This is a genomic window from Sphingomonas sp. P3_C6, assembly GCF_056402595.1.
Genome location: NZ_JBFUHB010000009.1, coordinates 1 through 21503 on the forward strand (window position 1 = coordinate 1; position 21503 = coordinate 21503).

The following is a 21503-nucleotide window of genomic DNA, read 5'->3' on the forward strand; positions in this document are numbered from 1 at the left end:
GCGAACCGCCCGACGTCGCGGATGTAGTTGCGCTGCGTCTCGCGGCCGAACCGGCGTATATCCATCTCGTCGATGAGACGCTGGCGTAGCGGGCTGACGGCAATAATCGGGACAAGGCTGTTCATGGCAGGGCTCCTCTCGTGGAACCCCGATGCTCTGCCTGCCTCCCGCAGCGCTCAACCGGCGCGCAACGCTCGTTCGTTCACCTCAACCGCGCCGCACTAACCCTCCCGCGCAGCGGGTTCGTGCTTCCACCAATTTGAGCGGATTGGAAGCGGCTCTTTGGTGGCATGATGTGGTAAGTGCGTTCTCACTCGTGCCACGGGATATCGCTTGTTTTGTGGCCAATTCCGAGGCCAAATCAGGGGCCCAGAGGTGATTGGAGGGGAAGACGAAGTATGCAGTATCAGCGTCTTATGTCCCTTCAATCCCCTCCAAACCCCCGCCAAAGGTTTTTCAAGTCCCGCCGCCTTCAACGACAGGCCCACATATTCGACGGTCCCACCAAACAGGGCATTGCCGATCGCATATGGCAGGGCGACCCCGAGAGTACGGATGTGCGGCGGAAATAGCTCGGCCTTGAACAGCCCGCTAATCGATGTGTAGGCCGACAGAATCAGCAGCAACCCGGTAATGAGCACGCAGGCACTTATGGCGGAGGACGTACCTCCGATCAGCATGAACACGGGCACGGTCGCAAGCGTTCCGAGGATCGCAAACACGATCATGTTGGGTTTTCGACCGAACCGGTCGGAGACATGACCCGCCAATGGCTGTGCGAGCATGTAGACAATGAGAGCCGCGGACATCACGTATGTGGCGGTCCCGCGCGAAAATTCGGCGGTATTGACCAAAAACTTCTGCATGTAGGTGGTGTACGCATAGAAGGTCAGGCCGCCGCCGCCGCTGATAATGATTATCCTGACAAACAGCCAAGGATAGCGCTTCCACAAGGCGGTTAGCGATGATTCCTGACGGTCCTTCCCCATCGCCTTGAAGGAGTCAGTCTCCGCAAGGCGGCGGCGCAATGTGTACGCGAAGAGAGCCAGGACTGCGCCTAGAGCGAACGGCACCCGCCAGCCCCAAGTTTCCAGTTGCCTGTCGCTCAAAAACTGGCCGAGCACGAGCGCCACCATCAGCGCGCACAATTGGCCGCCGATAAGGGTTACATATTGGAAACTGGCCCAGAAGCCACGGTGCCGGTCCTCGGCCATTTCGGAAAGATACGTGGCGCTTGCGCCATACTCGCCGCCTACGCTGAGACCCTGGAGCATCCGCGCCAGAAGAAGGATCGCGGGAGCGAGTGGCCCCGCAGTGGCGTAATTAGGTGCGCAGGCGATCATCATCGAGCCCACGCACATCAGGACGAGTGACACGGTGAGGCCTGCCTTGCGGCCATGGCGATCCCCGTAGATCCCCATCCACCAAGCGCCCAGCGGACGCATGAGGAAGCCCACCGCGAAGACCGCGGCCGTTCCGAGCAGTTCGGAAGTCCGGTCGCTCGAGGGAAAGAACTCGGGCGCGAAATATAGCGCAAACGCCGAATAGACGTAAAAGTCATACCATTCGACGAGGTTGCCGATCGATCCGCCCACAATGGAGACGAGCCGACGCCTGCTACCGCCGACGTCAGGCCGCGACACTTCCTTCATTGGTCCTCTCCTCGGACAAACTGTCAGTGGGTGCTTGTGCTGCACTCCACCGAGACGGTGACCGGCGCGTCCATGGCGGGCGTCGCATGGCGGGTCGTCCCCTTCCCTGCTCGGCCCGATGGCGCCGTCTCAACCTGCGGATTGTTCGCGCCACAGTCGGGAAGGCCGCGCTCTCAGGGCCGCACGCTGGGACAGGGCAGGTCGAGACTGAAGTTGAGTTTGCGGGTCGCGCTGGTGTTTCTGGATCACCAGATCACAATTGCAGGATCATAACGGGTTGAGCACCCGATCCAGAAAGAGTCGCGTGCGCGGCTGGGTCGGGTTGACGAGCATTTCCCGCGCCGCCCCCTCTTCCACCACGCGGCCGCCATCCATGAAGATTGCACGATCGGCGACCTCGCGTGCGAAGGCGATTTCGTGGGTGACCACGATCATCGTCATCCCTTCCTCCGCCAGCGAGCGCATCACTTGCAACACCTCGCCGACCCGCTCCGGGTCGAGCGCGGAGGTTGGTTCGTCAAACAGCACTGCGCTCGGACGCATCGCCAGCGCCCGCGCGATGCCGACACGCTGCTGCTGCCCACCGGACAAGCGCGACGGATAATCGTCAGCGCGTTCGGCCATGCCGACTTTTTCGAGCAATTCACGTCCGCGTTGGGCAGCCTCGGCGGGCGCCTCGCCGAGCACATGGACCGGACCTTCGATCACATTTTCGAGCACGGTGCGGTGGGGGAAAAGGTTGAAGCGCTGAAAGACCATCGAGACCGATCGCCGGATCGTCCCGAGTGTTCCTTTCGTGACCGGCTGACCGAAGACGCTGATCTGGCCATCATCAATATGCTCAAGGCCATTGATGCAACGCAAGACGGTCGATTTGCCGGACCCAGACGGCCCGAGCAGGCATACGACTTCTCCCGGCATGACCGAGAAGGTGACGCCGCAGAGAACGTGGTTGGTCCCGAACGTCTTGTGAATACCCTGTATCTCGATCATCGACGCGACATCTTCTTCTCGAGGAAACGCACGCCGGCAGCCAGCGGCAGGCTCGCCGCGAGATACAGCAGGGCGATAAGGATGTAGACCGTGCCGTTCTTGAAGGTGGAGATGGCGAGCAGCTGACCCGCACGGGTCAGCTCCGCGATCGTGATGGTCGACGCGATCGACGAGTCCTTGAGCAGCATGACCGTCGTGTTCCCGAACGGCGGCAGCGCGATACGAATGCCGAGAGGAAGGACGATCCGGCGCATCACCTGGCGATCGTCCATACCGAGTGAACGTCCCGCTTCGAGGAGTGACGGATCGACCGCTTCGAAGCCCGCCCGAAAATTCTCGGCCTGGTACACTGAATAGGCGATTCCGAGCCCGACCACACCGGCGACGAAGGGATAGAGGTTTATGCCCACCTCCGGCAGCACGAAATACACGCAAAACAATTGAACGATGATTGGAATGCCGCGCACGACATTGATCACCGTGCTGGCGAGGATCCTGACGGGGACAATCCGCGACCCGGCCATGCTGGCCCAGATAAGCCCGAGCGGCAGGCTGAAGCCAAGTGCGCACAAGGTGAGCAGGATGGTCATGCCCAGGCCCTGTAACAGCACGGGCAGAAACACCCACGCGTCCGAAAAGAACTCAGTCATTCAGGAGAGCCCCCAGTGCTGGCGTATCGCCGGCAGCCGGGTGGTCTGCAAGCTATCGATCGCGGCATTGACTCGGGCGACCATTGGGTCGTCCTTTCGCATGATCAGGCACAGGGCTTCCTTGCCCGGCCCGGTAAACTCTGTCGCCAGGCGCACATGCTCTCGCGGCCGCAAGCGCAGTTGGTAGGCCAGCACAGGTTCGTCGCCATAACCCGCATCGATCCGACCGTGATCCAGATCGCGCAGGACATCTGAAAGACTCTCGTAAGTCGAGACCCGTTGGACGCCTGCATCGGCCAGCTGGTCGGTGAAACGGGTTCCCACCTGGGCACCGACGCGGAGTTCGCGCACAGCAGCAAGGTCGGGGAATCTGCGCGCACCGGCGGGCACCACGAGGCCACCGCCATATCCGTAGAGAGGCTTGCTGAACGCGACGATCTTCTCGCGCTCCGGCGTCCGCAACATCGCCGCGGCAATCATGTCGATACGCGCCGTGACGAGCGACGAGATGAGCGCCGAAAACGGAGTAATCGCGGTATCCGCGGGCATTCCCGCTGCGCGTGCCACGGCGAGGGCCATGTCGATCATCGAACCGGTCAACTGGTTGGTCGCGGGATCGACAAAACTGAAGGGGACGCCGGTGGGCGACGAGCCGATGCGGATCGATCCCTTGGCACGTGGCGGCTCACACCCACCCAAAGCAAGGGCAGAGCAAGCCAGCAGCCCGCCGAGCAGGGTGCGCCGCGATGCTGTCCCGCTCATCACGGCGTCAAGGGATGTCGGGCTAGGCAAGGTCACGTCCTCATCGTGGTCTGCGGCCCGGTCCACGAAAAGATGACTTGTACCTTGGCGGTGGTGACTCGGGATCACCGTCCCTAATCAGGCCTGGGCCTCGTGCATCGCGCTTTCGAGCCAACGGCGAAAGCCCAGGATGACCGGCTCCTGCCAGCGCTCACGCCGCGCGGTGAACACATACCCCCCAAGAAAAACCGGGGAAAAATCACCGACCTCGACAAGTGCGCCGGACTCCAGGTCCTCGGCGATGAGCAGGCGATTGGTCAGCGCAATGCCCTGCCCGCGCCGTGCGGCCGCGACCGTCATGTGCGCATGCCAGAGCTTCGCCCCGCCAAGCGTATCGCCAACGCTGACTTCATGGGCGCGAAACCATCGGAGCCACTGGCCCGTATTGGCTTCATGGAGCAGCGGTGCTCCGAGCAGGTCTTCGGGCGTTTCGAAGCGCGGCGCTTTCGTGAGAAATTCCGGGCTGGCGACTGGCACGATCGGTGGACGCAGGATTTCCACCGAGCGGGTGTCTGCATCGAGGATCGGCGAGGGCTCTCCGTCGATCGCGTATGAAATATGGGCATCGGTCTCGTGAGACGCAAAATGCGGAATGTTGTCGGTCGGCTGAACCTCGAGTTCCACTGCGGGATGCAAGGAACTGAACGTCCCGAGACGACCGCTCAGCCACTGGGATGCGATGCCGGGAACGCACCATACGCGCAGGTGGCGATTGTCGTTCCGGTGGGTGAGTTCCGCGCTCGCCGAGGCCAGTTCGGCCAGCGCGACACAGACCCGGGCATGGAAGCGTGCGCCTTCCTTGGTGAGACCGCCGCCGGAACTACGGTCGGCAAGCGGTACCCCCGCCCATTGTTCAAGCGATCGAAGATGGCGACTGACTGCCGCATGGTCGAGAGACATAGCGACGGCCGCGCGGCGGATCCCACCGCAGGTACCGATCGCCTCGAACGCCCGCATCGCCGCGAAAGGCGGAAGCGCCCTGCGCTGCGCAGGGGTCAATCCGGTGCCACGCTGCTCGTCCGACTGCGATACCATCGGCCTCCACCGCCCCAAGTCAATGTTTCAATTTTGTGATGATGCGCCGCGGTGTCTAAATGTCAACACCGATGCCGCCAGGCGCCGGTTCCCGGACACACCCGCTTAATTTCGTTGCTCATCTGCAACAGGCTGCTCGGGCGCTGACGCGCGTTTCGCCGGATTCCTTGGAGGACGCGACTTGCCGCCCCGCGGCGACAAGCCGATCGAGTTGGCCGGATCTCGCCCAGGTAAAAGTATTCGCGATCAGTTGCCCGCGCCGATGGATATACGGCGCGACGCTATATCCTAGGCGAACCCGATGATGCCGCGATGCATTCGCGGCGGCCCCGCCGCGGACGAGCGGCGATGCGGGACTTCAGCGCTGGGCTTCATTCATCGCGCATTTTATTTCAGCGACATCAGATACGCCACCACCTCGGCGCGCTTCTTTGCGTCTGAAACGGCCACGACCATCCGTGTGCCGGGCACCATCTTGTTGGGTGCCGTCAGGAAACGCTCGAGGTTGGCTGCCGTCCACTGCACCTTCGACTGCTTGAGCGCACTGGAATAGGGAAAAGCGGTGCTTGCAGCTGTGCGGTCGCCAACGCCGCGGAGATTGGGCCCCGTGGTGCCCTTCTGGCCTGCGGTGATCGTGTGGCACATCATGCAACGCTGCTTGAACGTTACGCCGCCGGCGGTGGCATCCTGCGCGTTCGCCGGTACCGCTCCGCAAGCGGCCGCCATAGCAACCGCGACACCGATCATACGCAACATCATCACTCGTCTCGCCTTCATCATTTCAGTTTCGTACGGTTGTCGACACATCGCCACGAGCGCACGCTCCAGCGGCCCGGCTCAGCACTTGCTCGCGCAGCACCACCAGCGGCTGGTTCTTGAGAGGAGTTTTCCTCAATACCCCGATTTCTTTCGCCGAATAGGGCCGCGCGCCTTCGGGGACGCTGTCGCCGCCGAGCTTGAAGACAACGAAATTCATCGTCGCGGCGAGCGTGGCGTCGTCCATTGCGGCAAAAGATACGTTCGGAAGCTGGACAATATACCGACGCCCCTCGTTGCTGCACAGGAAAAGCCCGACCTGGGAGCGCAGGACCGGAATCTGCTCTCGCGCCGACACGCCGTTGAGCCCGTGGCAGCCGCCACAACCCTCATAATATTTGGCCTGCCCAACCGGGAGCGGCGCCGTCTCGGCACGCACGGCCGACACGAAAACGCCGGCGCCAATCACGCCTATGATGACAAGGGCGGCCATCGCAACGTAGCGCATGGCGATCATTCTGCCAGTCCGACCAGAGCGGCCGTCGAACAATGATAAGCCATGCTCGATTCGCCGAAACACCAGATGATGTCGTTGTTCGCCTGCGGGCGATAAATCGGCAATTCGCGGTCGGTCGCGGTGCATCGGCAATTCGCGCCGGAAGGCTGACAGGATCCGCGTCCGCAACAATCGCGATAGGCGATCAGATAGGATCGGCCATCGTCGGGGTTGAGGCAAGTCCCCACCCAGGCGGTCGGAGACGGCTCCGATCCTGGCGGACATGTGTGCGGGCCACCGCCACAGCAACCGCATATGGTGCCGTCAATCGCGCAATGCCGCCAATAATCGCATCGGTTCGGATCGTGACTCTGCGCCTTGAGTTCAAAATCGGTCAGTTGCTTAGGCTTGGACTGAGCGCGCGCGACGGGTAGTACAGGAAAGAAAGGTGCGGCAACCAGCGCAGCCGCGAACTGGGCGAGCACGCTTCGGCGGGAGCTGGCGCGAGCGACCGACCTGGTCAGGCGCTCGGCCAGACGATCGAAACTCCGGTCCACCATGATGTTCGCCTTACCTCCCCAGTTCACCTACGTATCTGCGTTACTTCGGCGATGTGGCATGAAAACCCATCGCGCCGCACTTTGAAAGGTGAGTTTGCCAACGAGCCCGGTGACGAGACATCACCGGGCTAAGCATGCCGCCAGCTTCTCCCGCCACGTTATCGGACGATGACTGCCGGGTCCTGATAGACGATCGTGCCGTCGAAGACCGTGGCGCTAACCCGGATCTCGTCGCGGTTCGTCGGTATGCGGTGACCCAGATAGGATTTGAGCACGACGATGTCGGCGAGCTTGCCCGGCGCGAGTGTTCCGAGCCGATCGTCGTTGAACGTCGCATAAGCGGTGCCCACCGTGTAGCCCTCGATCACGGCAAGCGGATCCATCCGCTGGTCGCTGCGTCCAGAGGCGATTGCGTAAATTCGTCCGAACGGGTCGAATGGATAGACAGGCCAGTCGCTTCCGAACGAAATGCGGCCTCCGGCGGCAACGATACCAGCCCAGCGCGCCCCGTCCGATGGAGAGCGCTGGACAGACGGGGCTGTGCGCGGCGGAAACAGGTTGAGCGGCTGGAAGTTCGCTATCACCCCCAGCTTGGCAAAACGCGGCATGTCGGCGGGATCGATGAGAAAGGCGTGCTCGACGCGGTGCCGCCGCCCCCTGGCGGGCGCCTTGGTGGCGTTGAGCGCCGCGACTTCGTCGAGCGCCATGCGGACCGCCCCGTCCCCCATGGCGTGCATCATCAATTGCCACCCGGCAGCATCGAATGCGCCGGCCCACCTTCGAAATTCACCCGCCAGCATCAGGGGATGCCCTGTTTCCGGCTGCGGCCCCCATGGTTTGAGCAGGAACGCGGTGTGCGCCTGCGGCACGCCGTCCATGAAGAACTTCACCGCGCCGAGCTTCAGGCGCGGCGTGTCGGGGTTGGCGCGCCACAGCGCCTGATATTGGTCGAATTGCGCCTGGGTGAAGCCCGGGTCGACCCCAAGGGCATAATTGATGCGGGTCGTCAGTTGCCCGGCCGAGTCCATCGCGCTGAGCAATTTGAACTCGTCGATTCCGCCCCCCAGCGCGGCATGGGTTATCGCGGTGATTCCGTTGCGATTGGCCTCCCCCATGGCAAGGAGCAACAGCCGGCGATGCTCCTCCACCGTCGGCACGGGGATAGCCTTTGATATCAACGCGACCGCGGACGCTTCTTTCAACCAGCCCGTCGGCTCGCCACTCGCGTCGCGAACGATTTCCCCCATGGGAGGATCGACGCTTGCGCGGGTTATGCCGGCCAGGGCGAGCGCCTTGCTGTTTGCCCAGGCTCCGTGCCGATCGAGCGACCAAAGCACGACCGGGCGATCTGGAACGACGGCGTCAAGCATCTGCCTGATCGGGACCTTGCCCGGCAACACGTCGACGATCCAGCCGCCCGCCTGGACCCATCCGGAGGCCTGCTGGCGGCTCGCCTCAAGCACGATGTGCTGCACCCCTGCGAGATCGGGCGCCTCGCGGACGTCTGGCTGCGTGAGCGCGTGCGCCCCTTGCAGAATGTGGACATGGTCGTCCTCGAGGCCCGGCAGGATCCAGCCGCCGGCGGCATCAAGCACCCGCGTCGCAGAACCGCGCAACTTCGCGAGAGCGGCATCGGTTCCGACTGCGACGATGTGCCGACCGTGGATGGCTATCGCGGTATCGGTCCCTTCGGATCGGCCCGCATAGACATGACCATTGGTAATCAGCAGGTCGGCCTTTTCCTGCGCCGTCGCGACCGTAGGACACAAGGTCGCCGCGATGGCGAAACTGGCGAGTGAACGAAGCACGGGCATCTCCCTGTATCGAAGACGCAAGGCTAGGCTGCGGGAACGGCACGTCGAGGTGACATCTTGGCGGGTGTCGGTGACCGGCCCGCACCGAGACCAGATGGAGTAGACGTCTCGGCGTCGGGCGCTTACCCGACGCCGTCGCGCTTCCTCACTCCGCCAAGCCGACCAGCGCGGCGGTCGAGCAATGGTACATCATGCTGGATTCGCCAAAGCACCAGATGATGTCGTTGTTGGCCTGTGGCCGGTAGATCGGCAACTCCCGATCCGTTGCGGTACACAGGCAGTCCTCGCCGCTTGGCTGGCAGGCATATTTTCCGCAACAGTCACGATAGGCGATCAGATAGGAGCGACCATCATCGGGATTGAGGCAGGTCCCGACCCAGGCGGTGGGGGACGGCTCCGACCCTGGGGGACAGGTATGCGGTCCCCCGCCGCAGCACCCGCAGATGATGCCGTCGATGGCGCAGTGCCGCCAATAATCGCAGCGTAGCGGATCCGTACTTTGGGCGTTGCGTTCGAAATCGGTGAGTTGCTTCGGCTGCCTGACGTCCCGGGATTGGGCTCGGGCTACCGGAAGCGCCGGGAAAAATGGTGCGGCGACGAGCATCATGCCGAGCTTGGTGAGGACGCTGCGCCTGGAACTGCGGCTCGCGACACCGCGCGTAAGCTGTTCGGTCAGGCGGTCGAAGGGTGAATCAGCCATGCGTCGACACTCCGACTGCGTCCGGGGCCGTCCCGTGCCGTTTGGCATGGAGATACTCCTGGATCGTGTCGAACCCACTCTCACCGGCGACCAGCAGACTCTCGAGATGTTCGCGTGTATTGACGAGGCCCTGCGACACGATCGTCCCGCGCGGATCGATAAGCACCGCATATGGCAGTTTGCCCACGCGATAGGCCTGGCCCACTTCGCTGCTGTTCACGAAGCGGTCGAACCCGATGCCATGACGCTCCGCCATGGAACGATGTTGCTCCCGATCGCCGTCGCCAACGAACAGCAGATCGACGCCTTCCACATCCGCAAACCGCAGCGCCGTGGGAATCAGCTTTTTACAGATCGGGCAGCTTGGCGCGACGAAGAACAGCATCGTCGATTTCGCAGCCATGCTGGCACCGCCGATCCGTATCTCGCGACCATCGAGCGTCGCAGCGGCAAGTTTCGGCGCGACCTCGCCCGGCTGTGGCCCCTGCCCCAGAGCAAGTGCGCCGACCGGTGCAATGCGTTCATGCAGAACGCCGACCTGCCGAGCCAGTGCGAGAACCGCGAATGCCAACAGGATAAGCACGCCCCACAGGAGCGCCTGGGATACAATGAGGATCACACGAATCTCCGTCGGAAGGCGGCTGCGGGCTCGCGCAGCGCGATCAGCGTCGACGCGACGCTATGCATGAGAAACAGCCCCACCCCGGCGGCGAGACCATCAAGCCATCCCAACGCCACCGCAGGCAGCGCCATGTCGGCGGCTGCGGGAACGATGAGGACGGCGAGGATGATGTTGCGCACGACCAGCAACCAGTCGAGCCGTTGTCGCAACGCGGACTGGAAGCAGCCGCAATCGATATCGCTGTTCCCTCTGGCGAGGTTGATCGCCATTGCCGCGGCGAACACCAGAAGCAGCACGACGGCCAGCACAGTCGCCACAGGCGCCACCGGCGCGATGGCCATTCCGATGACGACGGCAGCCTCGAGGGCGATGACCGTGGCGGCCGCCGGCGTCGCCAGTATTTCCGGCAGGACCTTGTAATTGGCAACGACGCCGGTGAACGCCGTCCAGTGCCGGGCCTTGCCCAGCAACGCCGATGCGAACAGCAGAATGGCGAGGACGCGCGCGGCCAGCACGAGCGACCCTGCACCCTCGAATGGCAGATCGATCATACGCCAGGGACCGCGCCGACAAAGCCCGGCGCACGGCGACCGCGCAGCATCGCGCCGGTCACCGCGTCATAGACTGCAAGGCCGCTTCCGCCCTCCCCCCCATAGGTGAAGAGCAAGGGTTTATCGTCCTGCGTGACCGTGAGGCTCTTGGCCGGACCCTTGAGCGCAATACGCTTGATCAGGGATTTCTTGTCCGCATCGAGGATCCAGACTTCGGTGCCGTCCTTCTTGTGCGTCCAGTAATTGCCGGCGTGCATCAGAACGTAAAGTCGGCGCAGCTTTCGATGCACGGCGAGGATCTGGCCGCCACCGGGGCGCCAGGCCAGTTCCTGAACCCCGGTCGATGCAACCGGCAATCCAGCAGCCTGAGTGATGGACCAGGGCTGTCCGACCACCGGGCGATCGCCGAGCTTGGCCGGATAGATTTTACCGCTGAACGACAGGAACCACGCTTCGCCCGTCTTGCGATCGACCACGGAGTTTTCGAACAGCGGGTCCTTGTCGGCATCGAAGAACGGCTTGGTGAAGGACAGCTTGCCTTCCCCCCCTGCCGTGAGCGTGGTCGTACCGATCGTGCCGTCTCCGCAGATCGTCGCGAAGCTGCGCGCGCCATAGGGATAGGCGAGCGCACAGCCCGGCACGTCGACCGAGGACAGGACTTTGCCTGCGGCGATGTCGACGACGTGGATCGATGACGCCGGGATCATGTCATAGACATATGCCAGCTTCTCGTCGCCGCTGGTCGCAACCTGCTGGTTCTTGGGCACTACAAGGAGGCGTCCAGGCAGTGGCGTTTCCTTGTCGAGTGCCAGAGTGAGACCGTCATAGGTCGTCAGCAGGTCCTCGCGCGTGCCGCGATCGCCATGTGTCCAATAGGTTTCGGTGACGTAGACCTTCGAGGCGTCGCCCGAGATGTTGAAGCCGCCGTTTCGAGCGATCGGCACCATGCCGAGCGTCTTCAGCCCCTCGTCATCGCCATCGATTACGGTCGCCCCGGCGGTAGAATAAGCGTCCCACAGAAACAGCCGGTGCGGTCCGGCGGCCGGCAGCGTCGCGGTGTCGCTTTCCTCGACCGGAAGCACCGTCTTGCTCGTATCCTGCGCCTGCCCGACCGAGCCGACCAGGCTCGCCAGGCACGTCAGCCCCAGCAGGGCGACCTTGCGACGTTCAACCATTACCATCTACCTCCTGATCGTAGCGGTGAGACCGACCGTGCGCGGTCGCGGGCGCAGCGACAGATAATAGGCCGAGCCGCCCCAGCGGGACTGGAACTGCCTGCCACCATCGTTCAACAGATTGTCCGCAAATACCGAAATGTCCACGCCTCCCACGACATAGCCTACACGTGCAGAAAGCTGGGAGGTGCGATCGACCTGCGCGATGGTCGCATCGGCACCTACGACATCGGCGGACGGTTGCGTCCGGTAAGGGCTCGCATAAGAATAGTCGACGCGCCCATAGCCTGAGCCTGAGCCCACCGGCTGCCGATAATCGGCAAAGATATGTGCGGTGAAATCCGGCGTCGGAAGTGCGTCGCCGTTCTTGGCCAGCAACGCACCGTTGAAGCGATAATCGCGGTCATAGTGCGCATCGACATAACCAAGGTCCGCGCCCAGCGTCAGGGCGTCGGTCACCCGGGCACTCGTGCTGAAGTCGAAACCGCGACTGACGGCATGACCGAGGTTCGACGTAAAGCTGAACAGGCATTTGAGTGCGACGTTGCCCTGGATATTGCTCCAGTCCACGTAGAAGGCGCTGGCTGCAAAGGTGAGCCTACGGCCGAGCGCGTGGCCCTTGCCGCCGATCTCGTAGCTCCACACGGAATCCGACTTGTACGACAGCGGCACGTCGGGCTGACCGAGAACCTGCTGCACCTCGTTTTGGCACGCCAGATTGCCGGCGAGCGACGCATTCGCACCGCCGATCCGGTATCCCTTGGCGGCGTTGGCGTAGAGCACGCCGCCGTCGACGTCATAGTTGATGCCGACCTTCGGCGTGAACGCCCGCTCGCGCTGACGCCCCGAGGTGCTCTGCGGCCCCCCGTTCCAGGGACCGTCCTGGAACCGGTCGAAGGAGTAACGGGTCCAGGCGTAGCGCCCGCCGACCTCAAGCTTGAGCCGGTTGGTAAGCTTGAAATTCACGTCGGCAAAGCCGGCGAACTGGCCCTCGCGGACCGCAACATTCTGCAGATAGCTGATCCCGCCGGGCAGCAACGGGCTGCCCAGGATATCTTCCGTGTTGAGGCCGACAAGCGCCTGGAACAGCGCATCGAACTTCGGTTCGTATTCACGCTGCTTCGAATTGGAGCGTGTGTCCTGATAATATAGCCCTGCAACCCAGGTGATCGGTGCGGTGGCGTCCATCGAGGCGACACGCATTTCCTGCGAGAATTGCTTGAGGCGGGTGCGGGTCCGATAATCGGCGGTGAAGTCGGCGACCTCCGGCAGCGCGATCGCATTGCCGCCCCGTTTGGGATCGGTCGCGTCGAAGAATCCGGATACCGTCGCGGTGTCGAAATAGGCCTCGTCGAGATTGAAGGTGCCAAGCCCGTTCAGATAGCTGCTCACCGACGTGATCGTCACGCCGCCCACATCGAGGTTCGCGGTGTTGGACGCGATCAGAAATGCATTGTTTGCCGGCTGACGGCTCTTGCCTTCCTGCTTGTACCGGCCGTCAATGTCCCAGTTGAGGTTGGTGTCGCGCAGATTGTTGAACTGGTAGGTGACCGCAGGCTCCAGTGAAAGGGAGTCGGACGGCTGCCACAGCAAAGCGAGGCGGAACGCAGCCATCTCGCGGGAATTGCTGTCCTTGTCGATCGTCCGGCCGTCACTGACGACGGTACTGGCAATCCGGTCGATATATCCGCCTTCCTTGCGATACCAGGCGCTGGCGCGCGCACCGAGAATACCCTCGATGAGCGGGCCGCCAATTGCAGCGCCTGCCTCATAGGTCGGGCTGCCGCGCTCGGTGAACGCCACTTCGGTCCGCCCATAGGTCGACCAGTCGTGAAGCCCGGGACGCGTCATGATGTAGCGGATCGTTCCGCCTTCCGACCCGGCGCCGAACAGCGTTCCCTGCGGTCCGCGCAGCACCTCCACCCGGTCCAGATCGAAAATATTGCCGTAAATCGGCTGCAATCCTGCATCGATGCCGTTGCGAACCTGGACCGGCGTATCGTCGATATACACCCCCGTGGTGGCCGCGCCGATGTTGGAGAAGATGCCGCGGATGGAGACGTTCGAGCCGCCGAAGATGCTCGTGGCCTGCTGCGTCAGACCTGGGGTGGTGCGGGCGATGTCGCCGATGTCGCGAATGCCCTGAACGTCAATACTTGCGGCCGAAACTGCCTGAATGCTCAACGGAACCTTGGACAGCGCCTCGGAGCGGCGCGTTGCGGTGACGACGATATCGCCGGGGGCCGCTTCGGCCGGCTCGACCTGCGCGGACGGAGCGGCGGGCGACGGCGTGTCCTGTGCGAAGGCAGGCAATACCCCAGTGGTGCTCAACGCCATCGCCAGCAAGCTGGCGGCGCCCCTCAGCCCCCTAATCCTCGTCATGCCGTTTCCCCCTGTTATCTTTTGCCAGGCACGGAGCCCAAGTGGAAGCTACGCCGCCGAAAGGGACAGGCAGAAGGTGAGATCGCGGCACGCTGCGTTGACAGGAGAACACCACCCACTGCGCTTGCGCTGGTCAAAAGAGAAGCCCGCCGACTCAAGGCCGGCGGGCTCGCCAGTCCGCGCTAGGCACCGAACGCAGGATCAGAACCGCGTGGTCGCCATCAGGCCTATCGTGCGCGGCCGGATCGTCCGCACATAGTGGATACCGCTGCGATACGTCGGGTTCACATAGGGCGGCGCATAGCCAAGGCGCGGGGCCGCATCGAACAGGTTCTCCGCGAAGACCTGAATATCGAACGCGGAGAACGAATAGCCGGCGCGCAGGTCCACCTGATGGATCGCCTGATCCGTCAGACGCGTGGGATCATAGGTGCGTGTCCCATAGGCGGGGATTTGCCAGTTGAACGGCCCGGTGTTCGGCGCGCGATAGGTGTACTGCGCACGAATGAACGCGTCGTGACCGCCCGCCAGGAAGGAATATTCCGCGGCGGTGTTGACCGTCCAAGGCGTCGAGCCGAGCCGTTGTCTCGCAACCACGATCGGCACCGTTCCCGGCTTGTCGATCTGCACGGTGTCGTCATAGGTTGAGCGATTATAGCCGACCGCCGCCGTGAGATTCAGCCCCTTGGTCGGCATGACATCGACATTGAGGTCGAAGCCGCGGCTCGTCGCCTTGCCCGAGTTGATCACCAGGCTGAACCCGCACGGCGGGCGCACCTGCTGCTGGATGTTCTCCCATTTGATGACGTACACGCTGCCTTCGAGGCGAACCGCGCCGCCGAACAGCTTGTTCTTTGAGCCCAACTCGTAGCTTTTTGTGCGATCGGGCTGGTAGGTGCGGATATTCGAGACGCCGAGTTCGGCCACATCGTTGAGGCAGGTGTTCGCCACACCCTTGTTGACGCCTCCGGTGCGATATCCCTCGGCGTACGACGCGTAGACCATATTGCTGCGGTCCGGGCGCCAGGTCAGCGCGATCTTTGGCGTGAACGGTGACGTGCGCAGGCGCCCGCTGGCCGCGACCTGGCCGACCACACCGTAATCGGGTCCACGCTCCACGACGTTGAAATCGACCTGATCCTTCGAGATGCGGCCGCCGACCGTGACCGTCAACTTGTCCAGCAGTTCGTAATCCAGATTGGCGAAGCCCGCGATCGAACGCTCACGCGTGCGCTCATTGCCGATGTAATTATAGATGCCGCCGATATTGTCACTGCCCTTGCCGGTGACGATGTCGACGCCGGTCACATATTTGTACAGCGCGGTGTGGTGACGCGCCTCGAGCATTGGCGTGCTCCGTAGGGTTCCCTGCGAGAAATACACGCCGACCTGCCATTTCAGCCGCGCCTCCGGGTTGGAATTGGAAAGCCGGAGTTCCTGCGTGATGTCGCGCTGCGTCGTATGGGCGCGCATCGTGCTGAATAGCTCCCGCGTTCCCGGGAGAACCGGAAACTCGCCAATGAAGCGGTTCGTCGTCCCCGGCGGCGTGATCGGTGCCGCGCCATATTCGAGGCGATCGTTCGAGTTGGTGAGGTCCCGGTTCTCTCGTGCATCGCGATCATAATAAGCCGTAACCGAAGTCAGGTTCACTGCGCCGATATCCGCAGAGATCTTGAGCGAGGGCAGAACGAAACGATCGTGATAGTCGTTCGACCCAGCGTTCCCGTTGACGAACCGGTGCTCGCCGAGATCGGACTTTTCCGCCCAGAAGAACGACGTGTCGCCGATATCACGCTTCTGATAGTAGATCGCCGGGGTTATCGTAACGCCCTCGACCGGCTGCCAGAGCAGCGCCGCGCGGGCGATCCAGCTCTTGTCGTCGTTGCCGTCCTTGTTGCGATTTTCAGGCGCCTGCCAGCTCACCCGGTCGACATAGCCGCTGAGCTGCTTGCGATTTACGCTGACGCGCAGGCCGAGCTTGTCCTCGACAATGGGTCCGCCGGCCGCAAGGCCGACGTCATAATTGAAGCCGCCATGGGCCGTCGCGCTGACCAGGGCTCTGCCGTAGCCGCTCGTCTTGGTGAGGCTGGGCGTCGGGGTGATGAAGCGCAACGCACCGCCCTGGGCGCTGGCACCGAAAAGAGTCCCCTGGGGCCCACGCAATACCTCGACACGGTCGAGGTCGAAGATCTGTGGGAACGTGTTACCCGAATAGTTGAGCGCGGAGTTGCGCGATTGTATCGGCGTTTCGTCGATATAGGTCGCCGTCGTGGCCGCGCCGGCGTTGGAATCAATGCCGCGAATCGCCAGGCGGTAACCGCCGGATGTGGTCGTGCTTTCCGCAAGATCGATGCCGGGTGTTTGAGCTGCCAGGCTGCGGACCTCGCGGATCGACTTAACGTCCAGAGTTTCCTGGCTGTAAGCGCTCACGCTGATCGGCACGCGGCTGAGCGGCGTTGCGACCTTGGTCGCCGTCACGATGATGTCGCCATCTTCCCCTGGCACCGGAGCTTCCGATGCCGGCTGATCGACTTGCTGAGCGAAAGCTGGCTGGCCAAGCGCCAGCATCGACGTCGTGAGCAGTGCGCACGACTTGTAGGTCGCCAAGTGCCGGTAAGCACTCATATTCGTCTCCCCCATCCTGAAGCATGTCGCAGCATTCATTGCTGTCGCACATCGTGGTCTCACCCTGTCTTATGAGAGGGCCGCACGGCGCGGCAGGTGATTTCACTGGACCTCATGTTGATCGAGTGTCACCGAGCGGCGGCTTCGGGACGCTTGGTCATGTGGCTCGTCACGCCGTATAAGAATTTCGACTTTGCCCGCCGGAAAAGTCACTTAGGCGGCGATGCTGCGGATGATGATGGCCACCGCCCATGGCGGCCGTGTTCCAGGGCATACAATAGAAAAGCGTTCGCGCTTCGCTACCGTCGGTGCCCTTCAGCTCGAATGTTCGACAGGCTTGGGCGCAGCCGCTCCGGGCGTCTCCTCTTTGCTCTGATGCGCCTTGCCGATGAGATATTGCCGTATCTCGTCGGCGCCGGCGCGATCCAGCACATCGGCAAAGCTCGCCATGCCGGCTTCGCCGAGCGCGCCTTCCAGCACCACCGAAAACCAGGCGTCGTCGCCAAGCAACGGGCTGTAGCGCAAGTCGGGCTGGTTCCCGAGGCTCACGGCATCATAGCCATGGCAGACGGCGCAGTAGCGCGCATATTTGACACGGCCCGCCGCGATCTGCGGTCCAGACGCCGTCAGCGCGGGCGGATCGAGCACCATGGGCTGCGCCGCGGGTGCGGGCGGCAGCTTCGCTTTCCCGCCAAGGGCGAAAACCAGCAAGCGGTCGAGATTTGGTCGACGACCGTCCTTGTCGACCATGCGGCAGGCCGATCCGTAGACGCCTCCGCAGCCGGCCAGCACAGCCACATATTGCCTGCCCTTGATAGTGTAGGTCATCGGTGCGGCGAGGACGCCGGTCCGAAGCCAGGTCGACCAGAGTTCCTTGCCGTCGCTCGCGCGCATCGCCTTGAAAAAGCCTGTGCCGGTACCTTGCCATACCAGCCCCCCGGCCGTCGCCAGGACGCCCCCGTTCCCGAACGTGTCCCGCGGCGCGCGCCAGACCTCGCGTTGGCGGACCGGATCCCACGCCAGGAGATAGCCCTTGGCTTGCGGTATCGGGGGCGTAAGCGAAGCGTCCCGCGTACCCAGCTTCGTCGCCGTATTATATCCGGTCGATGACTTGCGATAATCGGGATCGGCAACGAACAGGCCCGCCAGCTCCTGCGCAGGGATATAAACGAGCCCCGCCTTCGGGTCATAGGCCATAGGCGGCCAGTTGTGCCCGCCCAGAGAACTGGGGGTAGCGTAGAAGGGCTTGCCCGTTTCGCTGTAGCGCGCTTGCGGATTTTCAACCGGCCGGCCGGTTTCGAGATCGATCCGGGACGCCCAGTTCACCGGGACATATTTCTCCGCGGAGATTAGCTTGCCGGTGGCGCGGTCGAGCACGTAGAAAAAGCCGTTTTTCGGTGCCTGCATCAGCACCTTGCGTTTCTGGCCCTCGATCATCAGGTCGGCGAGGATGATATGCTGCGTCGCGGTGTAATCCCACTCATCGCCCGGCACCTGCTGATAGTGCCAGACATATTCGCCGGTGTCGGGGCGCACCGCGATGATCGAAGACAGATAGAGGTTATCGCCCTTGCCTTCGCTGCGGGCTGCGCGGGACCAGGGGGAGCCATTGCCCGTGCCGATATACAAGAGATCGAGGTCGGGATCATAGGCAAAGGCGTCCCAGGCGGTGCCGCCGCCGGCCTTTTGCTTCCACCAGGCATCGCCGGACCAAGTCTTGCGCGCTGCTTCGATGACGCGATCCGATACCTCCCCATCGGGTACGGCAGGATCGCCGGGAACGGTGTAGAATCGCCATAGCTTGCGCCCGGTGGCCGCGTCATAAGCGCCGACATAGCCGCGGACACCGAGTTCGGCGCCACCGTTCCCGATGATCACCTTGCCCTTGATAATCCTGGGCGCGCCGGTGATCGTATAGGGCGCAGAATCGTCGGTCGTGCGAACATCCCACACCGGCTTGCCGGTCTTGGCGTCGAGCGCGATCAGCCGGCCATCCAGCGTCCCGACATAGATGCGTCCGTTCCACGCCGCGACGCCACGGTTGACGGCATCGCAACAGGCCTTCACCAGCTGCTTGCGCGGGACTTCGGGGTCATAGGTCCAAAGCGGCTTGCCGGTCGCCGCATCGAACGCCCTGACCATGCTCCAGGCGGTCGAGACGTAGAGCACGCTGTCCAGCACGAGAGGTGTCGCCTCCTCGCCGCGCGACAGGTCGAAGTCCGCGTACCAGGCTAGTCCGACCTTACCGACATTTCCCTCATTGATCTGGGTGAGCGGGCTGAAACGCTGCTCGTCATAGGTTCTGCCCGTCATGGTCCATGTGGCGTCGGTGGCGCCAGCGCCCCCGTCTCCGACACGGGAAGTCCTGGCCTGGAGGCCCATCGCGCCAAGCAGTGCAAGACTCGAACACGCCAGGGCGACAACCTCGGGCCGCCGGGAGTTCAGGCGTCGCGCACGCTGGAAGGTCGGCATGATATTGTCTCCGCGAAGCGGCTGGACCGCAACGTTCAGGGATGTACGGGCCTATTGCTCGCCAAGATATTCCGCGAGTGTCGCGTCCCATGGTGCCTTGCGGCCGGACTTTTCTGCGCGGTCGATGCGACCAAAGGCGGTCTGCACATAGCGCACGCCGAGCCACCGTAACGGCTCGGGCTCCCAGAAGCGGGTCCGGTCACGGTGCAGCGGCAGATCTTCCAGACCCGTTGTCTTTCCGGTGATGCGCCCCGCCAGCAGTTTACCTGCGAGGTGGCTGGTCGACACCCCACGCCCGGTATAGCCGTGCAATTGCCCGATCCGGCTTGTGTCGTCGAAGGCGACGGTTGGCAGCCAATCTCGGGGGACACCCAAATAGCCGCCCCATGCGTGAGAAAAGCCCACTTTTTCGAGAGCGGGAAACCACTCGCGTAAACTATCGCGCATCCAATCGTAGAAGCGCGCGCTTTGCGCGGTCACATCCGGTGTCGTCGAGCCAAGAGTGTAGAGTGCGCCGCGACTACCGTACAGGATGCGGCCATCCGCCGTCCTGGTAAGATAATTTTTAAGGTGAGACTGCGAGCTCAGGCTCTCGTGTCCGGCCCATCCGATTTCGTCCCATACGCTTTTTGGGAGTGGCTCGGTTAGGACGATCATCGACGACATCGGCAACACGTGCCGCCGGAACTTCGGAAGACTGGGAAGATACGCTTCCGCAGCGACGACGATCGCCTTGCGCGCGTATATGGTGCCATCAGACGTTATCAGGCGCGCCTTTTCGCCGCCCTCGACCCGTTCGACGCCGGTCTGCTCGAAGATCCTGCCGCCCAGCCGCTCGACGGCACGGGCGAGTCCTCGCACGAGATTGCCCGGGTGAATCGATGCACCCGCCTCAGTCCTCAACGCGCCGGCGAGGTTCTTCGCCGCGACGCGCTCCCTCGCCTCCCCGGCACTGAGAAGGCGATTGCCGTCACCAAGACCGAGCCTCCGGTAAATGTCCAGGGTACGACTGAGAGCCGGCAGTTGATGCTCGCCGATCGCGACACTGAGCAAACCGCCCTGCACATAGTGCGCGTCGATCGATTCCTTTTCGACGATATCACCGATGTCGCGAACCGATGCCTGGAGTGCCAGGATTGTGCGGCGGGCGACATCCGCGCCGAACCTCTTCATCAGCGGGTTCGGATCGACAGGGAAGCGCGGGGAGCACCACCCGCCATTGCGCCCCGATGCCCCGTAGCCCACGATGTCGCGCTCGACGATCACCACGTCGAGCGAGGGATTTTCTCGCAGCAGGTAATAGGCCGTCCACAAGCCTGAAAATCCGCCACCAAGAATGGCGACATCGACATTCAGGTTACCGTCAACGCGGGGGCGAGGAGTCAGGTCGTCAGGAGTCGTTTCCAGCCAGAAGCTGGTTTGCCGGTAGTCGGCCTCGCCGCGAGATCCCGCGGCTTGACGATCGCTCATGCAAGCCGTCCTTCATCGAACAGGATGAAGATCTTGCGGCTCGTCTGCTGGACGTCCCAAACCCCCGAGCTATTCTCCGGGAAATAGATAACGTCGCCTGCCTTGATATGCAGCGGCTCCCCCTCGTCCGGCTCGAAGACGCATGCCCCTTCCAGGAAGTGGCAGAATTCAGCTTGGGTGACCTGGCGACGCCACCGTCCCGGCGAGCATTCCCACACGCCACACCGCGTCGCCGGGGCCGATGCCGAGGTGCGAGAGGTGGAGCGGACCTCCGACACGGGCGAGCCGATCGGCGCCGGAACCGGCTTCCCCTGCCCCAGCGACGCAAATAGCTCGTCGGGGTTAAATTTGATGGCTGTCACAGATCCTCCTCGCCCTTTCGGTGAAAACACGCTGCGACAGAGGGTGGCCGGACTGAAGTTGAATTCGCGGACCGCGATGGTGTTTGAAAATCACCAGATCACAGTGGATTGAGCTGGGTATCAGAAAAACCCCGCTCTCGCGCCGCACGAATACATAAGCATCTCGCGGGCATGCCCTGTTGTTCCTGGCATCTTGCGCCCATGAAAAGGGCCTGGCCCGCGACCCTGAGGCACACCCGCCTCAGTCATCATGGTCGACCACGATCGGTGCGCCTCGGTTCTCGTGTTGACACGACGTCACCAGCCTGCGGCTATTTTCCTCCTTCCGTTTGACGCGCCATGGAGCGACCAATCCAGGATGCGGCAGGCATGCAGCAAGGAGCCAAA

18 protein-coding genes are annotated in these 21503 nt (G+C 63.0%); all 18 read right to left on the minus strand.

The window, feature by feature from the left end; genetic code table 11:
• Positions 1-221 precede the first annotated feature (221 nt).
• Positions 222-1652 carry an MFS transporter gene (locus AC1DT7_RS11185; RefSeq protein WP_478036027.1) on the minus strand — a complete coding sequence of 477 codons (1431 nt, stop codon included), beginning with the start codon at positions 1650-1652 and terminating at the stop codon, positions 222-224.
• A 267-nt stretch (positions 1653-1919) separates the two neighbouring features.
• Positions 1920-2645 carry an amino acid ABC transporter ATP-binding protein gene (locus AC1DT7_RS11190; RefSeq protein WP_478036028.1) on the minus strand — a complete coding sequence of 242 codons (726 nt, stop codon included), beginning with the start codon at positions 2643-2645 and terminating at the stop codon, positions 1920-1922.
• Entirely contained in the window at positions 2642-3295 is a 654-nt protein-coding gene (locus tag AC1DT7_RS11195; protein ID WP_478036029.1) for an amino acid ABC transporter permease, read from the minus strand. The genes AC1DT7_RS11190 and AC1DT7_RS11195 overlap by 4 nt, the downstream gene beginning before the upstream one ends.
• On the minus strand, positions 3296-4057 hold the full coding sequence (locus tag AC1DT7_RS11200; protein ID WP_478036030.1) for a substrate-binding periplasmic protein: 762 nt from the start codon (positions 4055-4057) through the stop codon (positions 3296-3298).
• A gap of 117 nt (positions 4058-4174) precedes the next feature.
• On the minus strand, positions 4175-5053 hold the full coding sequence (locus AC1DT7_RS11205) for a LysR family transcriptional regulator (protein ID WP_478036031.1): 879 nt from the start codon (positions 5051-5053) through the stop codon (positions 4175-4177).
• A gap of 465 nt (positions 5054-5518) precedes the next feature.
• Positions 5519-5911, minus strand: coding sequence for a c-type cytochrome (locus tag AC1DT7_RS11210; RefSeq protein WP_478036032.1), 393 nt, complete (start codon positions 5909-5911; stop codon positions 5519-5521).
• Between the two features lies 1 nt (position 5912).
• Entirely contained in the window at positions 5913-6404 is a 492-nt protein-coding gene (locus AC1DT7_RS11215; protein ID WP_478036033.1) for a c-type cytochrome, read from the minus strand.
• Positions 6401-6943 (minus strand): methylamine dehydrogenase light chain, encoded by a 543-nt coding sequence (locus AC1DT7_RS11220; RefSeq protein ID WP_478036034.1) that lies wholly within the window; start codon positions 6941-6943, stop codon positions 6401-6403. The genes AC1DT7_RS11215 and AC1DT7_RS11220 overlap by 4 nt, the downstream gene beginning before the upstream one ends.
• Before the next feature lie 158 nt (positions 6944-7101).
• A complete protein-coding gene (locus tag AC1DT7_RS11225) occupies positions 7102-8751 on the minus strand; it encodes an amidohydrolase (protein ID WP_478036035.1) in 1650 nt (549 codons plus the stop codon).
• A 151-nt stretch (positions 8752-8902) separates the two neighbouring features.
• On the minus strand, positions 8903-9457 hold the full coding sequence (locus AC1DT7_RS11230) for a methylamine dehydrogenase light chain (RefSeq protein ID WP_478036036.1): 555 nt from the start codon (positions 9455-9457) through the stop codon (positions 8903-8905).
• Positions 9450-10076, minus strand: a complete 627-nt coding sequence (mauD, locus tag AC1DT7_RS11235) for a methylamine dehydrogenase accessory protein MauD (RefSeq protein ID WP_478036037.1) — start codon at positions 10074-10076, stop codon at positions 9450-9452. The genes AC1DT7_RS11230 and mauD overlap by 8 nt, the downstream gene beginning before the upstream one ends.
• A complete protein-coding gene (locus AC1DT7_RS11240; RefSeq protein ID WP_478036038.1) occupies positions 10073-10630 on the minus strand; it encodes a MauE/DoxX family redox-associated membrane protein in 558 nt (185 codons plus the stop codon). The genes mauD and AC1DT7_RS11240 overlap by 4 nt, the downstream gene beginning before the upstream one ends.
• Complete coding sequence (locus tag AC1DT7_RS11245) at positions 10627-11805, minus strand: amine dehydrogenase large subunit (protein WP_478036039.1); 1179 nt, start codon at positions 11803-11805, stop codon at positions 10627-10629. The genes AC1DT7_RS11240 and AC1DT7_RS11245 overlap by 4 nt, the downstream gene beginning before the upstream one ends.
• A 6-nt stretch (positions 11806-11811) precedes the next feature.
• Entirely contained in the window at positions 11812-14187 is a 2376-nt protein-coding gene (locus AC1DT7_RS11250) for a TonB-dependent receptor (RefSeq protein WP_478036040.1), read from the minus strand.
• 201 nt (positions 14188-14388) lie between these two features.
• A complete protein-coding gene (locus tag AC1DT7_RS11255) occupies positions 14389-16812 on the minus strand; it encodes a TonB-dependent receptor (RefSeq protein WP_478036041.1) in 2424 nt (807 codons plus the stop codon).
• 315 nt (positions 16813-17127) lie between these two features.
• Complete coding sequence (locus AC1DT7_RS11260; RefSeq protein WP_478036042.1) at positions 17128-19284, minus strand: PQQ-dependent dehydrogenase, methanol/ethanol family; 2157 nt, start codon at positions 19282-19284, stop codon at positions 17128-17130.
• 51 nt (positions 19285-19335) lie between these two features.
• Positions 19336-20754, minus strand: a complete 1419-nt coding sequence (locus AC1DT7_RS11265; RefSeq protein ID WP_478036043.1) for an NAD(P)/FAD-dependent oxidoreductase — start codon at positions 20752-20754, stop codon at positions 19336-19338.
• Positions 20751-21116 carry a cupin domain-containing protein gene (locus tag AC1DT7_RS11270; protein ID WP_478036044.1) on the minus strand — a complete coding sequence of 122 codons (366 nt, stop codon included), beginning with the start codon at positions 21114-21116 and terminating at the stop codon, positions 20751-20753. The genes AC1DT7_RS11265 and AC1DT7_RS11270 overlap by 4 nt, the downstream gene beginning before the upstream one ends.
• Positions 21117-21503 lie beyond the last annotated feature (387 nt).

Coding starts and splice junctions, on each gene's coding strand:
- AC1DT7_RS11205 (WP_478036031.1), bottom strand. CDS start 5,053: ATGCGGGCGTTCGAGGCGATCGGTACCTGCGGTGGGATCCGCCGCGCG.
- AC1DT7_RS11240 (WP_478036038.1), bottom strand. CDS start 10,630: ATGATCGATCTGCCATTCGAGGGTGCAGGGTCGCTCGTGCTGGCCGCG.
- AC1DT7_RS11220 (WP_478036034.1), bottom strand. CDS start 6,943: ATGGTGGACCGGAGTTTCGATCGTCTGGCCGAGCGCCTGACCAGGTCG.
- AC1DT7_RS11190 (WP_478036028.1), bottom strand. CDS start 2,645: ATGATCGAGATACAGGGTATTCACAAGACGTTCGGGACCAACCACGTT.
- AC1DT7_RS11195 (WP_478036029.1), bottom strand. CDS start 3,295: ATGACTGAGTTCTTTTCGGACGCGTGGGTGTTTCTGCCCGTGCTGTTA.
- AC1DT7_RS11230 (WP_478036036.1), bottom strand. CDS start 9,457: ATGGCTGATTCACCCTTCGACCGCCTGACCGAACAGCTTACGCGCGGT.
- AC1DT7_RS11210 (WP_478036032.1), bottom strand. CDS start 5,911: ATGATGAAGGCGAGACGAGTGATGATGTTGCGTATGATCGGTGTCGCG.
- AC1DT7_RS11265 (WP_478036043.1), bottom strand. CDS start 20,754: ATGAGCGATCGTCAAGCCGCGGGATCTCGCGGCGAGGCCGACTACCGG.
- AC1DT7_RS11255 (WP_478036041.1), bottom strand. CDS start 16,812: ATGAGTGCTTACCGGCACTTGGCGACCTACAAGTCGTGCGCACTGCTC.
- AC1DT7_RS11260 (WP_478036042.1), bottom strand. CDS start 19,284: ATGCCGACCTTCCAGCGTGCGCGACGCCTGAACTCCCGGCGGCCCGAG.
- AC1DT7_RS11215 (WP_478036033.1), bottom strand. CDS start 6,404: ATGATCGCCATGCGCTACGTTGCGATGGCCGCCCTTGTCATCATAGGC.
- AC1DT7_RS11245 (WP_478036039.1), bottom strand. CDS start 11,805: ATGGTTGAACGTCGCAAGGTCGCCCTGCTGGGGCTGACGTGCCTGGCG.
- AC1DT7_RS11200 (WP_478036030.1), bottom strand. CDS start 4,057: ATGAGCGGGACAGCATCGCGGCGCACCCTGCTCGGCGGGCTGCTGGCT.
- AC1DT7_RS11185 (WP_478036027.1), bottom strand. CDS start 1,652: ATGAAGGAAGTGTCGCGGCCTGACGTCGGCGGTAGCAGGCGTCGGCTC.
- AC1DT7_RS11250 (WP_478036040.1), bottom strand. CDS start 14,187: ATGACGAGGATTAGGGGGCTGAGGGGCGCCGCCAGCTTGCTGGCGATG.